At 68.4% G+C, this 16,950-nt stretch carries 16 protein-coding genes and 1 tRNA gene; 8 read left to right on the top strand and 9 right to left on the bottom strand.

The window, feature by feature from the left end; all coding sequences use genetic code 11:
* Nucleotides 1–3: 3 nt before the first annotated feature.
* From ACWH43_RS07655 to ACWH43_RS07635, 5 genes are all read right to left on the bottom strand, one after another.
* Nucleotides 4–79, bottom strand: a tRNA-Ile gene (locus tag ACWH43_RS07655).
* Nucleotides 80–202: 123 nt separating this feature from the next.
* Nucleotides 203–2,611, bottom strand: coding sequence for a methyl-accepting chemotaxis protein (locus ACWH43_RS07650; protein WP_158445181.1), 2,409 nt, complete (start codon nt 2,609–2,611; stop codon nt 203–205).
* Nucleotides 2,612–2,883: 272 nt separating this feature from the next.
* Complete coding sequence (locus ACWH43_RS07645) at nt 2,884–3,303, bottom strand: acyl-CoA thioesterase (protein WP_158445182.1); 420 nt, start codon at nt 3,301–3,303, stop codon at nt 2,884–2,886.
* Between the two features lie 83 nt (nt 3,304–3,386).
* Nucleotides 3,387–4,640: an MFS transporter gene (locus ACWH43_RS07640; protein ID WP_158445183.1), complete on the bottom strand. Its 1,254-nt coding sequence runs from the start codon at nt 4,638–4,640 to the stop codon at nt 3,387–3,389.
* 131 nt (nt 4,641–4,771) lie between these two features.
* A complete protein-coding gene (locus ACWH43_RS07635) occupies nt 4,772–5,059 on the bottom strand; it encodes an HlyU family transcriptional regulator (RefSeq protein ID WP_158445184.1) in 288 nt (95 codons plus the stop codon).
* A gap of 262 nt (nt 5,060–5,321) precedes the next feature.
* Here ACWH43_RS07635 and ACWH43_RS07630 point away from each other — a divergent pair, with 262 nt between their 5' ends.
* The gene (locus ACWH43_RS07630; RefSeq protein WP_158445185.1) at nt 5,322–5,573 is read left to right on the top strand and encodes a DUF2798 domain-containing protein; all 252 of its coding nucleotides are present in this window, start codon (nt 5,322–5,324) and stop codon (nt 5,571–5,573) included.
* Nucleotides 5,574–5,628: 55 nt separating this feature from the next.
* Here the strand turns inward: ACWH43_RS07630 and rpoD are convergent, their stop codons facing one another.
* Both rpoD and dnaG read right to left on the bottom strand, forming a co-directional pair.
* Nucleotides 5,629–7,644, bottom strand: a complete 2,016-nt coding sequence (gene rpoD, locus ACWH43_RS07625) for an RNA polymerase sigma factor RpoD (RefSeq protein ID WP_158445186.1) — start codon at nt 7,642–7,644, stop codon at nt 5,629–5,631.
* Between the two features lie 197 nt (nt 7,645–7,841).
* Nucleotides 7,842–9,737 carry a DNA primase gene (gene dnaG, locus ACWH43_RS07620; RefSeq protein ID WP_158448243.1) on the bottom strand — a complete coding sequence of 632 codons (1,896 nt, stop codon included), beginning with the start codon at nt 9,735–9,737 and terminating at the stop codon, nt 7,842–7,844.
* 123 nt (nt 9,738–9,860) lie between these two features.
* Between dnaG and ACWH43_RS07615 the strand changes: the two genes are divergently transcribed.
* On the top strand, nt 9,861–10,136 hold the full coding sequence (locus ACWH43_RS07615; RefSeq protein ID WP_158446498.1) for a type II toxin-antitoxin system VapB family antitoxin: 276 nt from the start codon (nt 9,861–9,863) through the stop codon (nt 10,134–10,136).
* On the top strand, nt 10,133–10,522 hold the full coding sequence (locus ACWH43_RS07610; protein ID WP_260347721.1) for a type II toxin-antitoxin system VapC family toxin: 390 nt from the start codon (nt 10,133–10,135) through the stop codon (nt 10,520–10,522). Before ACWH43_RS07615 ends, ACWH43_RS07610 begins: the two co-directional genes overlap by 4 nt.
* Nucleotides 10,523–10,543: 21 nt before the next feature.
* On the opposite strand, the gene ACWH43_RS07605 is transcribed toward ACWH43_RS07610, so the two are convergent.
* Complete coding sequence (locus tag ACWH43_RS07605) at nt 10,544–11,005, bottom strand: GatB/YqeY domain-containing protein (protein ID WP_158446500.1); 462 nt, start codon at nt 11,003–11,005, stop codon at nt 10,544–10,546.
* Between the two features lie 277 nt (nt 11,006–11,282).
* On the opposite strand from ACWH43_RS07605, the gene carA reads away from it, so the two are divergent.
* The 4 genes from carA (at nt 11,283) to ACWH43_RS07585 (ending at nt 14,513) form a co-directional block, all read left to right on the top strand.
* Nucleotides 11,283–12,491, top strand: a complete 1,209-nt coding sequence (gene carA / locus ACWH43_RS07600; protein ID WP_158446501.1) for a glutamine-hydrolyzing carbamoyl-phosphate synthase small subunit — start codon at nt 11,283–11,285, stop codon at nt 12,489–12,491.
* A gap of 128 nt (nt 12,492–12,619) precedes the next feature.
* Entirely contained in the window at nt 12,620–12,949 is a 330-nt protein-coding gene (locus tag ACWH43_RS07595) for an NIPSNAP family protein (protein WP_158446502.1), read from the top strand.
* Nucleotides 12,950–13,119: 170 nt separating this feature from the next.
* The gene (locus ACWH43_RS07590; protein WP_158446503.1) at nt 13,120–13,932 is read left to right on the top strand and encodes a prephenate dehydrogenase; all 813 of its coding nucleotides are present in this window, start codon (nt 13,120–13,122) and stop codon (nt 13,930–13,932) included.
* A gap of 155 nt (nt 13,933–14,087) precedes the next feature.
* Complete coding sequence (locus ACWH43_RS07585; RefSeq protein ID WP_260347720.1) at nt 14,088–14,513, top strand: group III truncated hemoglobin; 426 nt, start codon at nt 14,088–14,090, stop codon at nt 14,511–14,513.
* A 208-nt stretch (nt 14,514–14,721) separates the two neighbouring features.
* On the opposite strand, the gene ACWH43_RS07580 is transcribed toward ACWH43_RS07585, so the two are convergent.
* Nucleotides 14,722–15,975 (bottom strand): SAM-dependent methyltransferase, encoded by a 1,254-nt coding sequence (locus ACWH43_RS07580; RefSeq protein ID WP_158446505.1) that lies wholly within the window; start codon nt 15,973–15,975, stop codon nt 14,722–14,724.
* Between the two features lie 199 nt (nt 15,976–16,174).
* Here ACWH43_RS07580 and ACWH43_RS07575 point away from each other — a divergent pair, with 199 nt between their 5' ends.
* Entirely contained in the window at nt 16,175–16,867 is a 693-nt protein-coding gene (locus ACWH43_RS07575) for a class I SAM-dependent methyltransferase (protein WP_158446506.1), read from the top strand.
* Nucleotides 16,868–16,950 lie beyond the last annotated feature (83 nt).

Here is a 16,950-nt window from a genome sequence, read left to right as displayed (position 1 = left end):
AAATGGTGGGCCGGGCCGGACTCGAACCGGCACCGGCGCTGTTATGAGCAGCGAGCTCTAACCATTGAGCTACCGGCCCGCTCCTCGCCTAGCATCGCCATTCTTCGGCAGCAAGCATCGTCCGATGCCGCCGGCCGGAACGGAAAAGGCCCGCGGACGCGCCGCGGGCCTTCCTGGTTCGATCGGGCTCGGGGACGGAAGCTCAGGCCGCCTCGGAAAAGCCCTGCCCGGCCTCCTGGCCGCCGCCATGCCCCTCGCGGAAGCGGAAGCGGGCGAGGTGCTCGGTCAAAGCGCGGGTCTGCTCGTCCGTCAGCGCCAGCGCCGCGTTGGTCTGCTCGACCAGCGCCGCGTTCTGATGCGCCATGGTGCCGATGCCGTCGATCTCGGTGTTGATCGTCGAGACGTCGCTGGCCTGGCTCTTCGCCGTCTGGGCAATGCCGTTCATCAGCTTGGTCAGGTCGTTCACCGAGCCCATGATCGCGCCGAACATCGCCGAGGTCTCCTCGACCAGCTCGACGCCGACCCGGACGTCGCCATGCGCCGCCTCGACCAGCTTCTTGACGTCGTTCGAGGCGTCGGCCGAGCGCTTGGCGAGGCTGCGCACCTCGGTCGCCACCACCGCGAAGCCCTTGCCGGCGTCGCCGGCCCGCGCCGCCTCGACCGCGGCGTTGAGCGCCAGCAGATTGGTCTGGAAGGCGATCTCGTCGATCATCGCGATGACCTCGGAGATCTTGCTCGAGGACTGGCGGATGCGCTGCATCGCTTCCAGCGCCGACGCGACGACCTTCTCGCCCTGCTGCGCCCGCTCCTCGGCGCCCTGCGCCATGCCGGTCGCCTGCGCCGCCTCGCTCGCGGTCTTCCTCACCGTGCCGGCGAAGGCGCCGAGCTGGTTCGTCGCCATCGAGACGGCGTTGCTCTCCTCGCTGGTGCGTTCGGCGAGGTCGGTGACGCCGTCGAGGATCTCGCTGGTGGCGCTGCGCACGGCCGAGACCGTCTCGGAGAGCCGCGCCAGCGTGCCTTCGAACTCGTCGGCGAGCGCGTTGGTGCCGTCCTTCAGCTCGGCGAAGGCGCCCTGATAAAGACCCTCGATCCGGGTCGAGAGATGGCCGGCGGAGAGCTCGGCGAGCACGTCGCAGGTTTCCGACAGGCCGGTCTGCACCGTCTCGAGCAGGGTGTTGACCGATTCCGCCAGCGCATTGAGCTCGGCATCGGCGAACTGCGCCGCGACGCGCTGGGTGAAGTCGCCGGCGGCGGCCGCCGCCACGACGACGCCGAAGGCCTCGCCCAGTTCCTGCATCATCTGGCGGCGCTGCTCCTGCGCCCGCTTCTGGTCCTCGACCTTGGCTTCTTCGGCGGCGCGCAGGGCAACCGCGTTGTCGCGGAACAGCAGCACGCTGCGGGCGATGTCCGAGATCTCGTCATTGCCCCTGGTGTCGACCGTGGTCTCGAGCGCGCCGTCGGCGATCGCCCTGGTCGCGCCCCAGAGCCGGTTGAGGCGGCCGACGATCATCGGCCGGACATAGAAGAAGCTGAGGGTAAGCGCGATCAGCAGCGAGCCCGCGCCGATGCCGCCGAGCCAGAGCCGGCTCTGGCCGATCAGCGCGGCGGTCGAGACGCCGGCGGCCTCCGCGCCGCTGCGCGCCGAGGTGACGAGCTCGCCGACCTGGCGGCGCACCGCCTCGGCCGCCTGCTGCGTCTCCTTGAGCCCGGCCTGGATCGCGGCGCGCGTGGCGAGGTCGCGCTCGCGGATCGCGATCAGGCTGTCCTCGCCCTGGCCGAGCGCGATCACGGCGTTCACCGCATCGACGCGCGCCGGATTGGCCTGGAGCTTCTCGGCCTGCGCCAGGAAGCCGCGCACCTGGTCCAGCGTCGCGGCGAAGCGGGCCTTGCCCGTATCGAGCGCGGGACGGTTCTCGATCTGCGAGATCTCGCGCAGCAGGCCGACCATCTCGCTGATCTGGAGCTGCAGCGCCTGGGCGGCCTGCAGCGTCGCCAGATCCTTGTCGATGATATTGGCGAGCGCGTCCTCGACCTCCTTGCCGGTGAGCTGGGTCGCGCTGGCGATGCTCATCTTGACGGCGAACTGGGCATCGCCCGTCTCGAAATCGGCGAGCGCGTTGAAGCCCTCGCGCGCCCTGGAGAGCTTCTCCAGCGCCTTGCCCTGCTCGGCCGCGTTGCGCAGCCGGTCGCCGGTCAGGTCGTTGATGTCGTTGATCTGGCGCGAGAGCTCGTCGATCGCCTTCTGGGCGGGGGCCTGGTCGACCTTGCCCTGCTGGCCGATGCGGCGCAGCAGCTCCATTTGCCGGCCCTCGACCTTGTCGAGATCGGCCGTCAGCGCCGAACGGTCCTGGACGGTCTCGACCTCGCTGAAGCGGGCGGCCAGCGCCGTCGACTGCGTCGCGGCCTGCGACAGCTCCAGCGCCAGCTCCACCACCGGCATCTTCTGGGTGACGAGATCGTCCACCGTCGCGCCGACCTTGCTGTAGGAGAACCAGGCCACCGAGGACGACACCAGAGTCAGCGCCGTCAGCGTGCCCAGTGCCGCGTAGATCCGGGCGGCGATGCCGATCCGCCTCGTCTTGCGCTCACGCGCGGGTCTGGCTTTCGTCATGAAGTCTTACTCCGGGAAACACGCGACGCGGGAGGAGGATTTCAGAAACGGAAGCCGGATCCGACGGGCGTCGCCGCGGTGCCTACCGCGCGGAATCCCCGGCCCGGCCGGCCCGAAGGACCGGTGGGCAGGCAGGCCTGGCGAAGTCGGACGGACATGCGTTCACCCCGGACCGGTTTGTTCCGATCTTGTCGGGCGCCACTATCGCCAGCGCCGTTTAAGGAACGCTTAAAGTGGATTCTTTTGAATCACCCCGCCGACGGGCGGGTTCATCAGCCGTTAGGATATTCGGCCGGGCGCGGCACCGGCCGCGGCCGGCCCTCCTCGTCGATGGCGACGAAGGCGAAGGTCGCCTCCGTCACCTTCTCGTGGAGGGTGGTGCGGAAGCGCTTGGCCCAGGCCTCGACATGGATGCGCATCGAGGTCCGGCCGATCGACTCGATCTCCGTATAGACGCTGAGCACGTCGCCGACCTTGACCGGGCGGATGAAGGTCATCGCCTCGACCGCGACCGTGACGACGCGGCCCTGGGCCCGGTCGACCCCGGCGATGCCGCCAGCCTGGTCCATGCGCGACATCACCCAGCCGCCGAAGATGTCGCCGTTGGCATTGGTGTCCCCCGGCATGGCGATGGTGCGGACGGTGAGCTCGCCGCGCGGCTCCTCGGCGGGGATGTCGGCCGTATGGGTCATGATCGCTCGTCGTCTCGAGAGGGAATCCGGCGGCGATGATGGCCGGCGCCGGCCGCCCCGGCAAGCGAAGGCGCGGCGCCCCGCTATCGCACCGCGGCCTCGGCGCCCTGCTCCGGCCTCGCCCGCGTCCGCAGCAGCAGCCAGCAGACGATGGCGAGGTTGACCAGGTTCCAGGCGAGCCCGTTGAGGAAGGCCATCCGGTAGGAGCTGAAATAGTCGAAGATCACGCCGGAGAGATAGCCGCCCGTCGCCATGCCGAGCACCGTCACCGACATCACCAGCCCGATCCTGACCCCGGCCTGCCGCGCCGGCAGGTATTCGCGGATGACGACGGCGTACATCGGCACGATGCCGCCCTGGAACAGGCCGAACAGGCCGCTGACGACATAGAGCGACGAAAGCCCGTCGAACCAGAGATAGAGGAACAGCGCCACGCCCTGCATCAGCGCGCCGAGCAGCAGCGTCGCCGTGCCCCCGATGCGGTCGGCGACGAAGCCGGAGCCGATGCGGCTGACGATGCCGAGCAGCATCATCAGCGACAGCATCTCGGCGCCGCGCGCGACGCCGTAGCCGAGGTCGCCGCAATAGGCGACGATATGGACCTGCGGCATCGCCATCGCCACGCAGCAGGCGAAGCCGGCGACGCAGAGCAGCGCCTGAAGCTGGTTGGCGCTGAGGCCGAGATCGCTGCGCGCCCCGGCGCTGCGGCTGTCGGCATGGGCGAGCGTGGCCGCCGCCGGCTGGCGGCGGAAGAACGGCGCCAGCGGCAGCATCACCACCAGCGCGGCGATGGCGATGCCGAAATGGGTGGCGCGCCAGCCGTGATGGGCGAGGCCCCAGGTGATGATCTGCGGCCAGACCACGCCGGCGAGATAGCTGCCCGAGGCGCCGCAGACCACGGCGAGCCCGCGATGCCGGCGGAACCAGTGCGACAGGTCCGAGATCAGCGGCGAGAAGCCGGCGGCGCTGCCGACGCCGATCAGCAACCCGTGCGCCAGCGCGAACTGCCAGAGCGAATGCGACAGGCCGGCGGCGGCATAGCCCGCGGCGAGCAGCAGGGCGCCCATCACCACCGGCACCGTGATGCCGTAGCGGTCGGCGATGCGCCCCATCACGATATTGCCGGCGCCGAAGCCGAGCATGGCGCAGGTATAGGGCAGCGAGGCGCCGGAACGCAGCGTGTCGAACTCGCCCTGCATCGCCGGCAGCACCACGACCACCGACCAGGAGCCGACGCAGGCGACGGTGCCGATCACCAGCGCCACCGCCAGGCGCAGCCAGGCATAGGGGGAATCGGGCTCGTAGCGCGCCGCGGCGCGGATGCGGTCCTGGGTCATGCTTCCTCGGCGGCCGGCTTGGAAGCGGCCTTCCGAGCCAGCATTAGAGCATCGTGCCGGAAAGTGGGATGCGGTTTTCGGGGGCTGCCGATGCAAGGGCGGCGCATCGAGCCGCCCGCCGCGGCGGGCGCTCAGCGGAAGATGCGCTCGCCTTCCATGTCGACGATCTGCTGGCCCTTGATCAGCGTGAAGTCGGCGGCCTCCGCCAGCCCGGGGAAACGGTCGGCGCGGATGAAGCGGTGGCTTCTCGTCTCGCCGTCGACCACCTTCTCGATGACCCCGCAGAGCTGGTACTGGCCGCCCTCCTGATAGGGCGTGGCATGGATGGCGAAGCCGTTGTGCTCGATGCTCTTCACTGGCCCGGCCGGCTTGTCCTCGGCCGGCTTGCGGCCGCCGAACAGCGATTTCAGGAAGGACATACGGCTCTCCTCCAGCGGCGATGCTGCGATGCCGGAGCAGTAGCCGCCCCGCCCGCCTCTGCCAAGTCGGGCGCGCATTGCCGGAGCGCACATCCCCCCGGCGCGCCCGCCCGGGCACCCTTGGCAATCCGCACCCGATCGACTATGGAGCGGCCATCGGGCTTCGTCCCCGTTCGTAAGCGTCTCACGTCAGGCAACGCATCCACCGGCCAAGGCCGCCCCGGATGCTCCGAACGGCCTGCCACTTGCGAAAGCCTGAATCATGTCTCGCCTTGCCTTCCGTCGCCTCCCGGCCCGCTACGCCGCGGTGGTGATGCCCTTCATCCTGTCCGTGCTGATGACCTTCGTCGTCTCCGGCATCTCCACGCTCAAGGCACTCGGCCCGACGGCCGCGTTCCTGTGGACCTGGCCGGAATCCTGGGCCCTGTCCTGGATCGTCGCCTTTCCGACGCTGCTGCTCGTGCTGCCGCTCGTCCGGCGGCTGGTCGCCGTCGTCGTCGCGCCGCCGGCCTGAGCCCCGCGCCCCGGCCCCACCACGAAAAAGGGCGCCGGAGGCGCCCTTTTCGCTCTCAGTTGTCGAGGAAGCTGCGCAGCTTCCGGCTGCGGCTCGGATGCTTCAGCTTCCGGAGCGCCTTCGCCTCGATCTGGCGGATGCGCTCGCGGGTGACGCTGAACTGCTGGCCGACCTCTTCCAGCGTGTGGTCGGTGTTCATGCCGATGCCGAAGCGCATGCGCAGCACGCGCTCCTCGCGCGGGGTCAACGACGCGAGCACGCGCGTCGTCGTCTCGCGCAGATTCGACTGAATCGCCGCGTCGATCGGCAGGATCGCGTTCTTGTCCTCGATGAAGTCGCCGAGATGCGAATCCTCCTCGTCGCCGATCGGCGTTTCGAGCGAGATCGGCTCCTTGGCGATCTTCAGGACCTTGCGCACCTTCTCCAGCGGCATGGCGAGCTTCTCGGCCAGCTCCTCCGGGGTCGGCTCGCGGCCGATCTCGTGCAGCATCTGGCGCGAGGTGCGCACGATCTTGTTGATCGTCTCGATCATGTGGACCGGGATGCGGATCGTGCGGGCCTGGTCGGCGATCGAGCGGGTGATCGCCTGCCGGATCCACCAGGTCGCGTAGGTCGAGAACTTGTAGCCCCGGCGGTACTCGAACTTGTCGACCGCCTTCATCAGGCCGATGTTCCCCTCCTGGATCAGGTCGAGGAATTGCAGGCCGCGATTGGTGTACTTCTTGGCGATCGAGATCACGAGACGCAGGTTCGCCTCGATCATCTCCTTCTTCGCCTGCCGCGCCTCGCGCTCGCCCTTCTGGACCATCAGCACGATCTTGCGGAATTCCTGGATCTCCAGCCCGGTCTCGGAGGCGAGCGTATGCACCTCCTCGCGCAGATCCTTGATCCGGTCCTTCTCGGCCGCGACGAATTCCTTCCAGCCGCGCGAGCCGAGCTTGGAGACGCGCAGCAGCCATTTCGGATCGAGCTCGCCGCCGACATGCTGCTTGAGGAAGTCCTCGCGCGCCACGCCATAGCTCTCGGCGAGGCGCAAGAGGCGCGTCTCGTGGCCGATCAGGCGCTTGTTGATGTCGTAGAGCTGCTCGACCAGCGCCTCGATGCGGTTGTTGTTGAGCGAGAGCGACTTCACCGCGGTGATGATGTCGTCCTTGAGCTTCTTGTACTTGCGGTCCTGCGAGGGCGAGAGCTTGGTGTTCTCCAGCCGGTTGGCGATGTCCTGGTCCTGCAGGCGGCGCAGCTTCTTGTAGTCGTCGGCGATGGCGTTGAAGGTCTCGAGCACGCGCGGCTTCAGCTCGGATTCCATGGCCGAGAGCGACACGTTGTTCTCCATGTCGTCATCTTCCATCTCCGGCTGGCTTTCGCCTTCCGCAGCCTCGGCCTGGGCGGCCTCCTCGCCCTCCTCCTCGGCGGCGACGGCCGGGTTCTTGCCGTCCGGCCCGGCATAGGTCGCCTCGAGGTCGATGATGTCGCGCAGCAGCACCTTGCCGTCGACGAGCTCGTCGCGCCAGATGATGATGGCCTGGAAGGTCAGCGGGCTCTCGCAGAGCCCGGCGATCATCGCCTCGCGGCCGGCCTCGATGCGCTTGGCGATGGCGATCTCGCCCTCGCGCGAGAGCAATTCGACCGAGCCCATCTCGCGCAGATACATCCGCACCGGATCGTCGGTGCGCTCGCTCGGCTCGAGATTGCGCTTGGTCTCGGTCGGCAGGGTCTGGCGCGAGGCGTCGACCAGATCGCCGCCCTCCACCTCGTCCTCGTCGGCGGCCGCGGCATTCTCCTTGCGGTTGGCGCGATCCTCGCCGGCCGCTTCCGAATCCTCGTTGTCGACGACGTTGATGCCCTGCTCGCTGAGCTGGCCGAGCACGTCCTCGATCTGCTCGGAGGAGAACTCCTCCGACGGCAGGACCTCGTTCAGCTCGTCATAGGTGACATAGCCGCGCTTCTTGGCGAGCTTGATCATCCGCCTCACGGCCTGATCGGTCAGGTCGAGCAACGGGCCGTCGGTAGTCGGGGGGGCATCCGGCACGACCTGATCGGTCTTTTCCCGTTCGCTCGCTTTCGTCGCCATCAATCAGCGCTCCGCACTCGCGCCGGCCATGACCGCGAAGCCATCTACCGACGCATAAAAGGGCGGCGCGACCGCAGGCCCGGCGCGCTCACCCACCCAAATCACTCACCTGCAGATGGCACGCAACGTCGTTGACGAATCGTGAACCACCCGGCAGCTTGCACGCGCATCGGACGGCTCCCGCCATTCGCTGGGCTTCAATCCTCGGACATGGCCTCGGTGCCTTCGATCGTCTCGAGGCGGGCCTTCACATCCTTGATCCAGGCGAAATTGGCTTCGGTCGCTTCGTCAGCCAATGCGCGCTCGGCTGCTCTCAACTCGCTATTTAGCGTCCGTGCGCGATGATGCAAGACGAGCGCCTGATGAATCGAGTCGAAAACCGATTCAGGATCAGCATCTTGCGCCAGTTTCCTCCGCTCCGCAGGCCCGGTCACGGCCATGAGCTGGTTGTAGGCCTCGCGCACCCGTGGCTGGGCGAGGCGATTCGCCAGCGTCTCGCGGTCGAGCGTGTCCTCCACCGCGTCGAGCAGCGCCTGCCGCAGGCGCTCGGCCGCCGGACCGTCGAGCGACAGTTCCGCGATCTCGTCGACACAGCGCAGGATGAGCGCGGGATGGCTCGCCAATGCCAGCAGGATGAAGGCCTCGCGCGCATCCTCGCCGCGCAGCTTCGTCACCAGCCGCGACTGGGTCAGCGCGCTCGACGCCCTCAAGGGTCCGGCGAGCCAGGGCGGGACCTGCCGGAAGCCGCCGCGCCCCGCGCCGCCGCGCGCGCCGCGCTGGAAATGGCCGTCCCGCCCGCCGCGCTCGCTCCGCGCCGGGGCGGCGCTGGCGAAGAGCTGCGCCAGCCGCTCGTCCATCTCGCGGCGATAATGCTTGCGGGTGGTCTCGTCGCGGATCTGCGCCAGAGGCTCCTTCAGCCGCCGCTCGAAGGCGGCGCGGCGCTCGGGCGTGTCGAGCGGGCCGGCCTCGACCTCGCGCTGCCAGAGCATGTCGACCAGCGGGCGCGCCGCCGCGACCACCTCCGCGATCGCCTGCCGCCCGCCGGAACGGGCGAGATCGTCCGGGTCCTGCCCCTCCGGCAGCAAGGCGAAGGAGAGCGACTTGCCCGGCTCCAGCAGCGGCAGGGCCAGGTCGATGGCGCGGCTCGCGGCCTTGCGCCCGGCCTTGTCGCCGTCGAGGCAGATCACCGGCTCGTCGGCCATGCGCCAGAGCAGGCCGAGCTGGTCCTCGGTCAGGGCCGTGCCGAGCGGCGCCACCGTCTGCAGAAAGCCCGAGAGCGACATGGCGATGACGTCGACATAGCCCTCGACGACGATCACCTGCCCGGTGTCGTGCGAGGCCTTGCGGGCATTGTGGTGGTTGAACAGCAGGCGGCCCTTGTGGAAGAGCGGCGTCTCCGGCGAGTTCAGGTATTTCGCCGCGACCTCGGCGCTCATCGCCCGCCCGCCGAAGGCGACGACGCGGCCGCGCGCATCGTGGATCGGGAACATCACGCGGTCGCGGAAGCGGTCATAGGGCACCGCGATCTCCTCGCCATGCACGAGCAGCCCCGCCTCCATCATCAGCTCGGCCGGGACGCCCTTCCCCGCCAGATGGTCGCGCAGGGCGAAGCGGTCGGCCGGGCCGTAGCCGAGGCGGAAGCGCGCGCGCGCCTCGCCGTCGAGCCCTCTTGAGGCGAGATAGCGCCGGGCGGCGGCGCCGCGCTCGCCCATCAGCTCGGCCTCGAAGAACTGCGCGGCGAGCTCCACCACCTCGTGCAGGCCCTTGCGCTTCTCCTCCTGGACCTGCGCCTCCTGCGTGATCCGCGGCAGCGTCACGCCGGCCTCGGCGGCGAGCTTCTCGACCGCCTCCGGGAAGGAGAGCCCCTCGGTCTCCATCACGAACTTGAAGATGTCGCCGTTCTTGCCCGAGGAGAAATCGAAGAACGAGGCCTTCTGGTCGTTGACGAAGAAGGAGGGCGTCTTCTCCGCGTTGAAGGGCGAGAGCCCCTTCCATTCGCGCCCGGCCTTCTGCAGGCGCACGCGCTTGCCCACGACCGCCGAGACCGGCAGCCGCGCCTTGATCTCCTCAAGGACGGAGGGCGGGAATTTCATGGGGTTCTATCTGGTCCTTGCGACGCCGCTTGCCAACCGCCGGGACGTCCGGAGCCGGGCTTATGGACGATATCCACAGCGCTCCCCATCTGGTAAAGAAAATCGGAGAAAAGGAAGAAAGCCATGGCGCTCAACATCAAGGACCGCGAGACCGAGGAGGCGGTACGCCTGCTCGCGCGCCGCCGCGGCCTGAGCTTGACGGAAGCCGTGCGTCAGGCCGTCAGGAGCGAGCTCGACAAGGACGAATTGTCCGAGGAGGAGAAGGCGCGGCGCGTGGCGGAAGGCAGAGTTCGTATGGCGGAATTCTACAGGAAGTATGGCATCAAACCGACCGAGCATTCCATGACCAAACCGGAGATGGATGATGCTATCGGTTATGACGAGAATGGCTTCTGGTGAATCTCGTCGTCAATGCCTCTGCCGTCGTGGCCATAATCGCGCTGGAGCCGGAAGCGGATGCATTCGTCGTCGCACTGTCATCGGCAACGCGACGCATCATCACCAGCGTGAATGTGCTTGAAGCCCGACTGGTCCTGAGCTTCACCAAGAGCATGGCACCGGAAACGGTCCCCGATTTCCTGATGCGGGAACGCATAGACATAATCCCCTTCGACGAAGCTCTCTCCGATCTCGCCTTCGAGGCCTATGGCCGCTACGGCAAGGGCCGCCACCCCGCCCGCCTCAGCATGGGCGATTGCGCCGCCTATGCCCTGGCAAAGGCACGCGGCTGGCCATTGCTCTACAAGGGCGACGACTTCGCCGGGACGGATATCGAGCGGGCCTGAAGCCCGCCCGTTCCCGCCCGCTCAGCCGCCGAGCGCCGCCTTCACCAGCGGGCTCGCCTTGCCGAAATCCATCTGGCCGGCATAGGCCGCGCGCAACACGCCGATGACCTTGCCCATGTCCTTGACGCCCGCCGCGCCGGTCTCGGCGATGGCCTTGTCGATCGCGGCCTTGACCTCCTCCTCCGACATCTGCCTGGGCAGATAGGCGGAGATCACCGCGACCTCGGCGCGCTCGCCCTCGGCCAGTTCCGGGCGGCCGTTGGCGTCGTAGATCGCGATCGATTCCTGGCGCTGCTTGATCATCTTCTGCAGCATGGCGAGGATCTCGTCGGGCGTGGCCTCGCCCTTGCCGGCGCCGCGGGCCTCGATGTCCTTCTCCTTCAGCGCGGCGCTGATCAGGCGGATCGCCGCGACCTTCGCCTTCTCGCCGGCCTTCATCGCTTCCTTCATGTCGGCCGTGAAGCGCTCGCGCAGGCTGGTCATGGTGAGATGTCCTTTTCTCTTGCTTCTTGTCCTGTCCGGCCTGCGAGAGCAGGCCCGGATCAGGTCGATGAAACCTGATCGGTGAATCCGCCTCCCAATTCAAGACGGAGACCGTTTCGCCGGCCGGCTTGCAATGCAAGCAGACCGGAACGGGCTCCGCCTCGATTGACGGGCCGCGCCCGTCTCTTTATGGCTCGCGTTCCAGACCGGCGGAGCGGATTTCAGCAGCCCCGCCCCCGCATTCTGCCGCTGGCGCGGCCTGGACCGAGACATAGACATGACCGCTCCCGAAGGAAACCCCGCCGCAGGCGGCTGGACCGAACCGCGCGCGACCGCGCTCCTCGTGCTGGCGGACGGCACGGTGCTCGAAGGCTTCGGCCTCGGCGCCGTCGGCGAGGCGCCGGGCGAGGTCTGCTTCAACACCTCGATGACCGGCTACCAGGAGATCCTGACCGACCCCTCCTATGCCGGGCAGATCATCACCTTCACCTTCCCGCATATCGGCAATGTCGGTGTCAACGAGGAGGATACCGAGACGGTCAACGCCGCGGCGTCCTCGGGCGTGCGCGGCTGCGTGCTCCATGCCGCCATCACCGATCCCTCGAACTGGCGGGCCGCCAAGTCTCTCGACGCCTGGCTGAAGGCCCGCAACATCGTCGGCATCTGCGGCGTCGACACCCGCGCGCTCACCGCCCTGATCCGCGACAAGGGCATGCCGAACGCCATCCTCGCCCACGATCCCGACGGCGTCTTCGACGTCGCGCGGCTGAAGCGGCAGGCGGCCGAACTGCCTTCCATGGCCGGGCTCGATCTCGTGCCCCTGGTCACGGCCGCGCAGCGCTACGACTGGGACGAGACGCCCTGGGTCTGGCCGACCGGCTACGGCAAGCGCGAGGCCAGCGCCTACAAGGTCGTCGCCGTCGACTACGGCGTGAAGCGCAACATCCTGCGCCTGCTCGCCAAGGCCGGCTGCGACGTCACCGTCGTGCCCTCCACCGCCTCGGCCGAGGACATCCTGTCCTTGAAGCCGGACGGCGTCTTCCTCTCCAACGGCCCGGGCGACCCGGCCGCGACCGGCGCATACGCCGTGCCGGTGATCAGGGAGCTGCTCGACAGGAAGGTCCCGACCTTCGGCATCTGTCTCGGCCACCAGATGATGGCGCTCGCCATCGGCGGCCAGACCGTCAAGATGAAGCAGGGCCACCATGGCGCCAACCATCCGGTGCAGGACAAGACCACGGGCAAGGTCGAGATCGTCTCGATGAACCACGGCTTCGCCGTCGACCCGGCGAGCCTGCCGGCGAACGCGGTCGAGACCCATGTCTCGCTCTTCGACGGCTCGAACAGCGGCATCGCGCTCACCGACCGCCCGGCCTTCAGCGTCCAGCACCATCCGGAAGCCTCGTCGGGCCCGCAGGACAGCCATTATCTCTTCGACCGCTTCGTTGCGTTGATGGCGGCCGAGAAGGCGAAGCAGGCGGCCTGAACGCCGTTGCGAGCGGAGCGAAGCAGCCCGGCGGGACCGGTCCGAACCGCTCGACCTCACGGCTCCGGATCGCTTCGCCGCTTCGCTCCCGGCCATGACGGCCGGGAGCAACGGGACGGGAGGCAGCGATGATCCACCAGTTGCGCATCTACGAGATCTTCGAGCGCAACAAGGCGGCCTTCCATGCCCGCTTCCGCGACCATGCCGCGCGCATCATGGACCGCCACGGCTTCAGGATCGTGGCGCTGTGGGAGACGGCCAGCGCCGGGCGCACCGAATTCGCCTATATCCTCGCCTGGCCCGACCTCGAGACCAAGACGGGGGCCTGGGCGAGCTTCATGGCCGACCCGGAATGGAGCGAGATCAAGCGAGTCACCCGGATCGAGCATGGCGACATGGTGGGCGCGATCGAGGACCGCATCCTGACACCGACGGACTATTCCCCCAAGCTCGATTGACAGCGCCGCCCCCGCGGGCTTTAAGCGGGCCATGACCAGCCTGATGGCCTCCTTCCGCAGCTATTACGCCCCGTCCTCATAGAGGCGGTGGCATTCCCATGTTCAACCGCCGCGCTGGCGGTTGAAATCAGGCTCTCATCCGACATCGCGGCTCCTACCGGATCAAAGCGATGTCCTCCCCGATCAGAACCGTCACCAGCATCGGCATCATGGGCTTCGGCGCCTTCGGGCGCCTGATGGCCCGCCATCTCCAGCCGCATTTCGCGCTGCGGGTCTGCGACCCGGCCCGGCCGGCCGAACCGGACCCGTCGGGCAAGGGCCTGCGGCCGGCCGATGCGGCCGGGGTCGCCGCCTGCGACCTCGTCGTCCTCGCCGTGCCCGTCCCGGCCATCCCCGCGGCCATCGCCGCCCTGCGCCCGCATCTCAAGGCCGGCGCCGTCGTGCTCGATGTCGGCTCGGTCAAGCTCGGCCCGGCCCGCGCCATGCAGGAGAGCCTGCCCGCGGATGTCGAGATCATCGGCACGCATCCGCTCTTCGGCCCGCAGAGCGCCCGCGGCGGGCTGGCCGGGCTCAAGATCGCGCTCTGCCCGATCCGGGGCGGCAGCACGCCGCGCATCGCCGCCTTCCTGCGCCATGTGCTGAAGCTCAGGGTCGTGGTGACGACGGCCGACGCCCATGACCGCGAGGTCGCGATGGTGCAGGGCCTGACCCATCTGATCGCCAAGATCCTGGTCCGCATGGAACCCCTGCCCCGGACCATGACCACGGCGAGCTTCGACCTGCTGATGCAGGCGACCGAGATGGTCCGCTACGACGCGCCCAACGTCTTCATGGCGATCGAGCGCGCCAACCCGCACGCCAAGGCGGTGCGCGACCGCTTCTTCGCGCTGGCCGAGGAGATGCGGCTTTTCCTCGAGAACGGCGACGTCCCGCGTGCCGATGGCGCCGCCCCGTCCGCGGCCGGGCGGCGCCTGGCCGTCTGAGCGCAAGCGCGCATCGTCCCGGGCGCCTGCAGGGAGCCCCGGGATGGCGCCGGGCCTGCCCGGGCCGGCAGGCGGGGCGCTGCGGCAATGGCGGCCCTATCCAAACCGGCCCGCATCCGCCATATCGGGTGCAGTCACTCCCTGATCGCGCGACGATGACCGACAATCCCCTCCTGCGCCCCGGCGCCGCCCATCCCGATCTGCGCGAGCCGACGATCGGGCTGCTCGTGCGCACCTTCTACGAAAGGGCGCGGCGGGACGACGTGATCGGCCCCGTCTTCGAGGCGGCCGTCGAGGATTGGGACGACCATATCGCCAAGATCACCGATTTCTGGAGCAGCGTGATGCTGCGCACCGGCCGCTACAACGGCCGGCCGATGCGTCCGCATCTGATCCTGCCGCTCGAAGGCAGGCATTTCGACCGCTGGCTCGACCTGTTCGAGGCGACGGCGCGGGAGCTCTGCCCGCCGGACATCGCCGAAGCCTTCATCGTCCGGGCGCGGCGCATCGCCGACAGCTTCGAGATGGCCCGCGCCAGCCAGCGCGGCGAGATCGCGGCCCCGCGCCACAGCCTGCGCTGAACGCCGCCAGCCCCTCCCGGGAGATGCCCGGGCCACGCCCTCGGGCTTGCCGAAGGCAGGACGCGGGGGCTCGCAATGACGGAATGCTGCGTTAGAGCATCGGACTGAATATCGTACGCGGCACGGAACCGCCATTCCGGTTCCGTACGGAACCATGCGTCGATACCGACAGCCCGGGCGAAGCGCGTACGATAGTCAGTCCGGCGTTCTAGAAGCCCTTCGCCGCCAGCGCCTTCTCGTCCTGCGTGACGTAGTCGCGGATGACCGGGACGGCGCTCTTGTGCTGGCCGAGCAGGAGCTGGAACACCATGTCGCCGCCGATGTCGAAGGAGATCGAGCAGGCGCAGAGATAGAACTCCCACATCCGCGCGAAGCGCTCGCCCATCATGGCGACGACCTCGTCCCGCTTCGCCATGAAGCGCCCGCGCCAGGCTTCCAGCGTCCAGTGGTAGTGCCGCCGCCAGAATTCGCAGTCGGAGGCCCAGAGCCCGGTCTGCTCCTGCGCCGCGAAGACCTCGGAGAGCGCCGGCGCATAGCCGCCCGGGAAGATGTACTTGTCGAAGAACGGGCCGGTGAAGCCGGGCGGCCCGGCCCTTCCGATGCAGTGCACCAGCGCGATCCCGTCCGGCGTCAGCAATTCGCGGATCTTTCCGAAATACTCGCCGTAATGCGCGACGCCGACATGCTCCATCATGCCGACCGAGACGATGCGGTCGAAGCTCCCGCCGAGCTCGCGATAGTCCTTGTTGACGAAGGTCACGGCATCGCCGACGCCGGCGGCCTCCGCCCGCTTCCGCGCGGCGGCCATCTGCTCCGGCGAGACGTTGAGCCCCGTCACCCTGGCGCCGCAGGCCCTGGCCAAATAGATCGCCAATTCCCCCCAGCCCGAGCCGATGTCCAGCACGCGCATGCCGGGCTCGATCCTCAGCTTGGCGGCGAGATGCCGGAGCTTCGCCTGCTGCGCGGCCTCCAGCCCGACATCCGGCGCATGCCAGTAGCCGCAGGAATAGGTCATCGTCTCGTCGAGCCAGAGCCGGTAGAACGCGGTCGGGATGTCGTAATGGTGCTTGACCTTCTTCCCGGCGACGCCGAGCGGATTGTGCATGCGCCAGCGCCGGATCCGGAAGCGGAGCTGCCGGATCGCCTTCTGCAGCGGATGCTTGCGCAGCTCCTTGCGCTGCAGCCAGAACAGGGTCAGCAGGTCGTGGATCGTGCCCTCCTCGAACTCGATCCGCTGGTCCATATAGCCTTCGGCCAAGGCGAGCTCGGGGTTGAGGAAGAGCTCGCGCTCGATGCGGTCGTCCCGGAAGCGCACCGTGACCGAGGGCGCGGTCTTGACGACGCCCGCGAACGGCATCTCGGCCGGGCCCGGCCCGAAGACATGGCGCTTCCCGTCCGGCGTCACGACGGTCAGGCGTCCCTGCCGGACGAAGCCCTTGAGAAGTCGTGGCAGCAGAAGCATCGGCATCTCCGTCCCGCCCCGGAGATCGGGGCGACGCGCGCGAGTTAAGCGGAAACGCGGCCGTCCCGAAACCCCGGGCCTCGGCGCCTCACCCGCTTGCGCGCGAAACCGGAGCGGATACAGGATATCCGCGACGAACCGGCCCGGCTTCGCCGGCCGCACGCCCCAAGAGCCTCGCTTCCCGGAGAATCGATCCCCCATGTCCTGGCGCGATTTCTGGAACGGTGAGCACGCGATCTATGTCTCGCCGCGCCACAAGACCTTGCATTACCGGCAGATCGCGAGCGATCTGATCGCTCATATCCCCTCCCCCGAGGCGACCGTCCTCGACCATGGCTGCGGCGAGGCGCTCGACGCTGCCCGCGTCGCCGCCGCCTGCGGCAGGCTCTATCTCTGCGAGGCCGCGCCGAATGTCCGGGAGAAGCTGCGCGGACAGTTCGACAGGCTGGATTCGGTCGCGGTGGTCTCGCCGGAGGAGGTCGCGGCGCTGCCGGAGGCGACGCTCGACCTCGTCGTCGCCAATTCGCTGATCCAGTATCTTTCCCGCGACGAGCTGAAGGAGCTGCTGGCGACCTGGCGGGCCAAGCTCAGGCCCGGCGGCGCCCTGGTCCTCGCCGATGTGATCCCGCCCGATGTCAGCCCGCTGACCGACGCGGCGCAGCTTCTCGCCTTCGGCTGGCGCGGCGGCTTCCTCCTCGCGGCGCTGGCCGGCCTCGCCCGCACCGCCTTCTCCGACTACCGCAAGCTGCGGGCGCAATACGGCCTCTCGACCTATACGCCGGAAGCGATCGCCGATCTCATCCGCGAGGCCGGCTTCAGCGATGTCCGGCGCCCGCTCAACTTCGGGCACAACCCTCATCGCATGACGTTCAAGGCGTCAAAACCTGTATGAACATCTAGGTTATCTCGCCCACATCGGTCGATTTCTTCATTTTATCCGCCCGGATACGCTAGAATGACTTGATTCGAAGCCGC

The sequence above is a fragment of the Allobosea minatitlanensis genome (assembly GCF_964020775.1).
The sequence above is the reverse complement of the archived record's forward strand: the minus strand, read 5'-3'. Positions and strand labels throughout refer to the sequence as shown.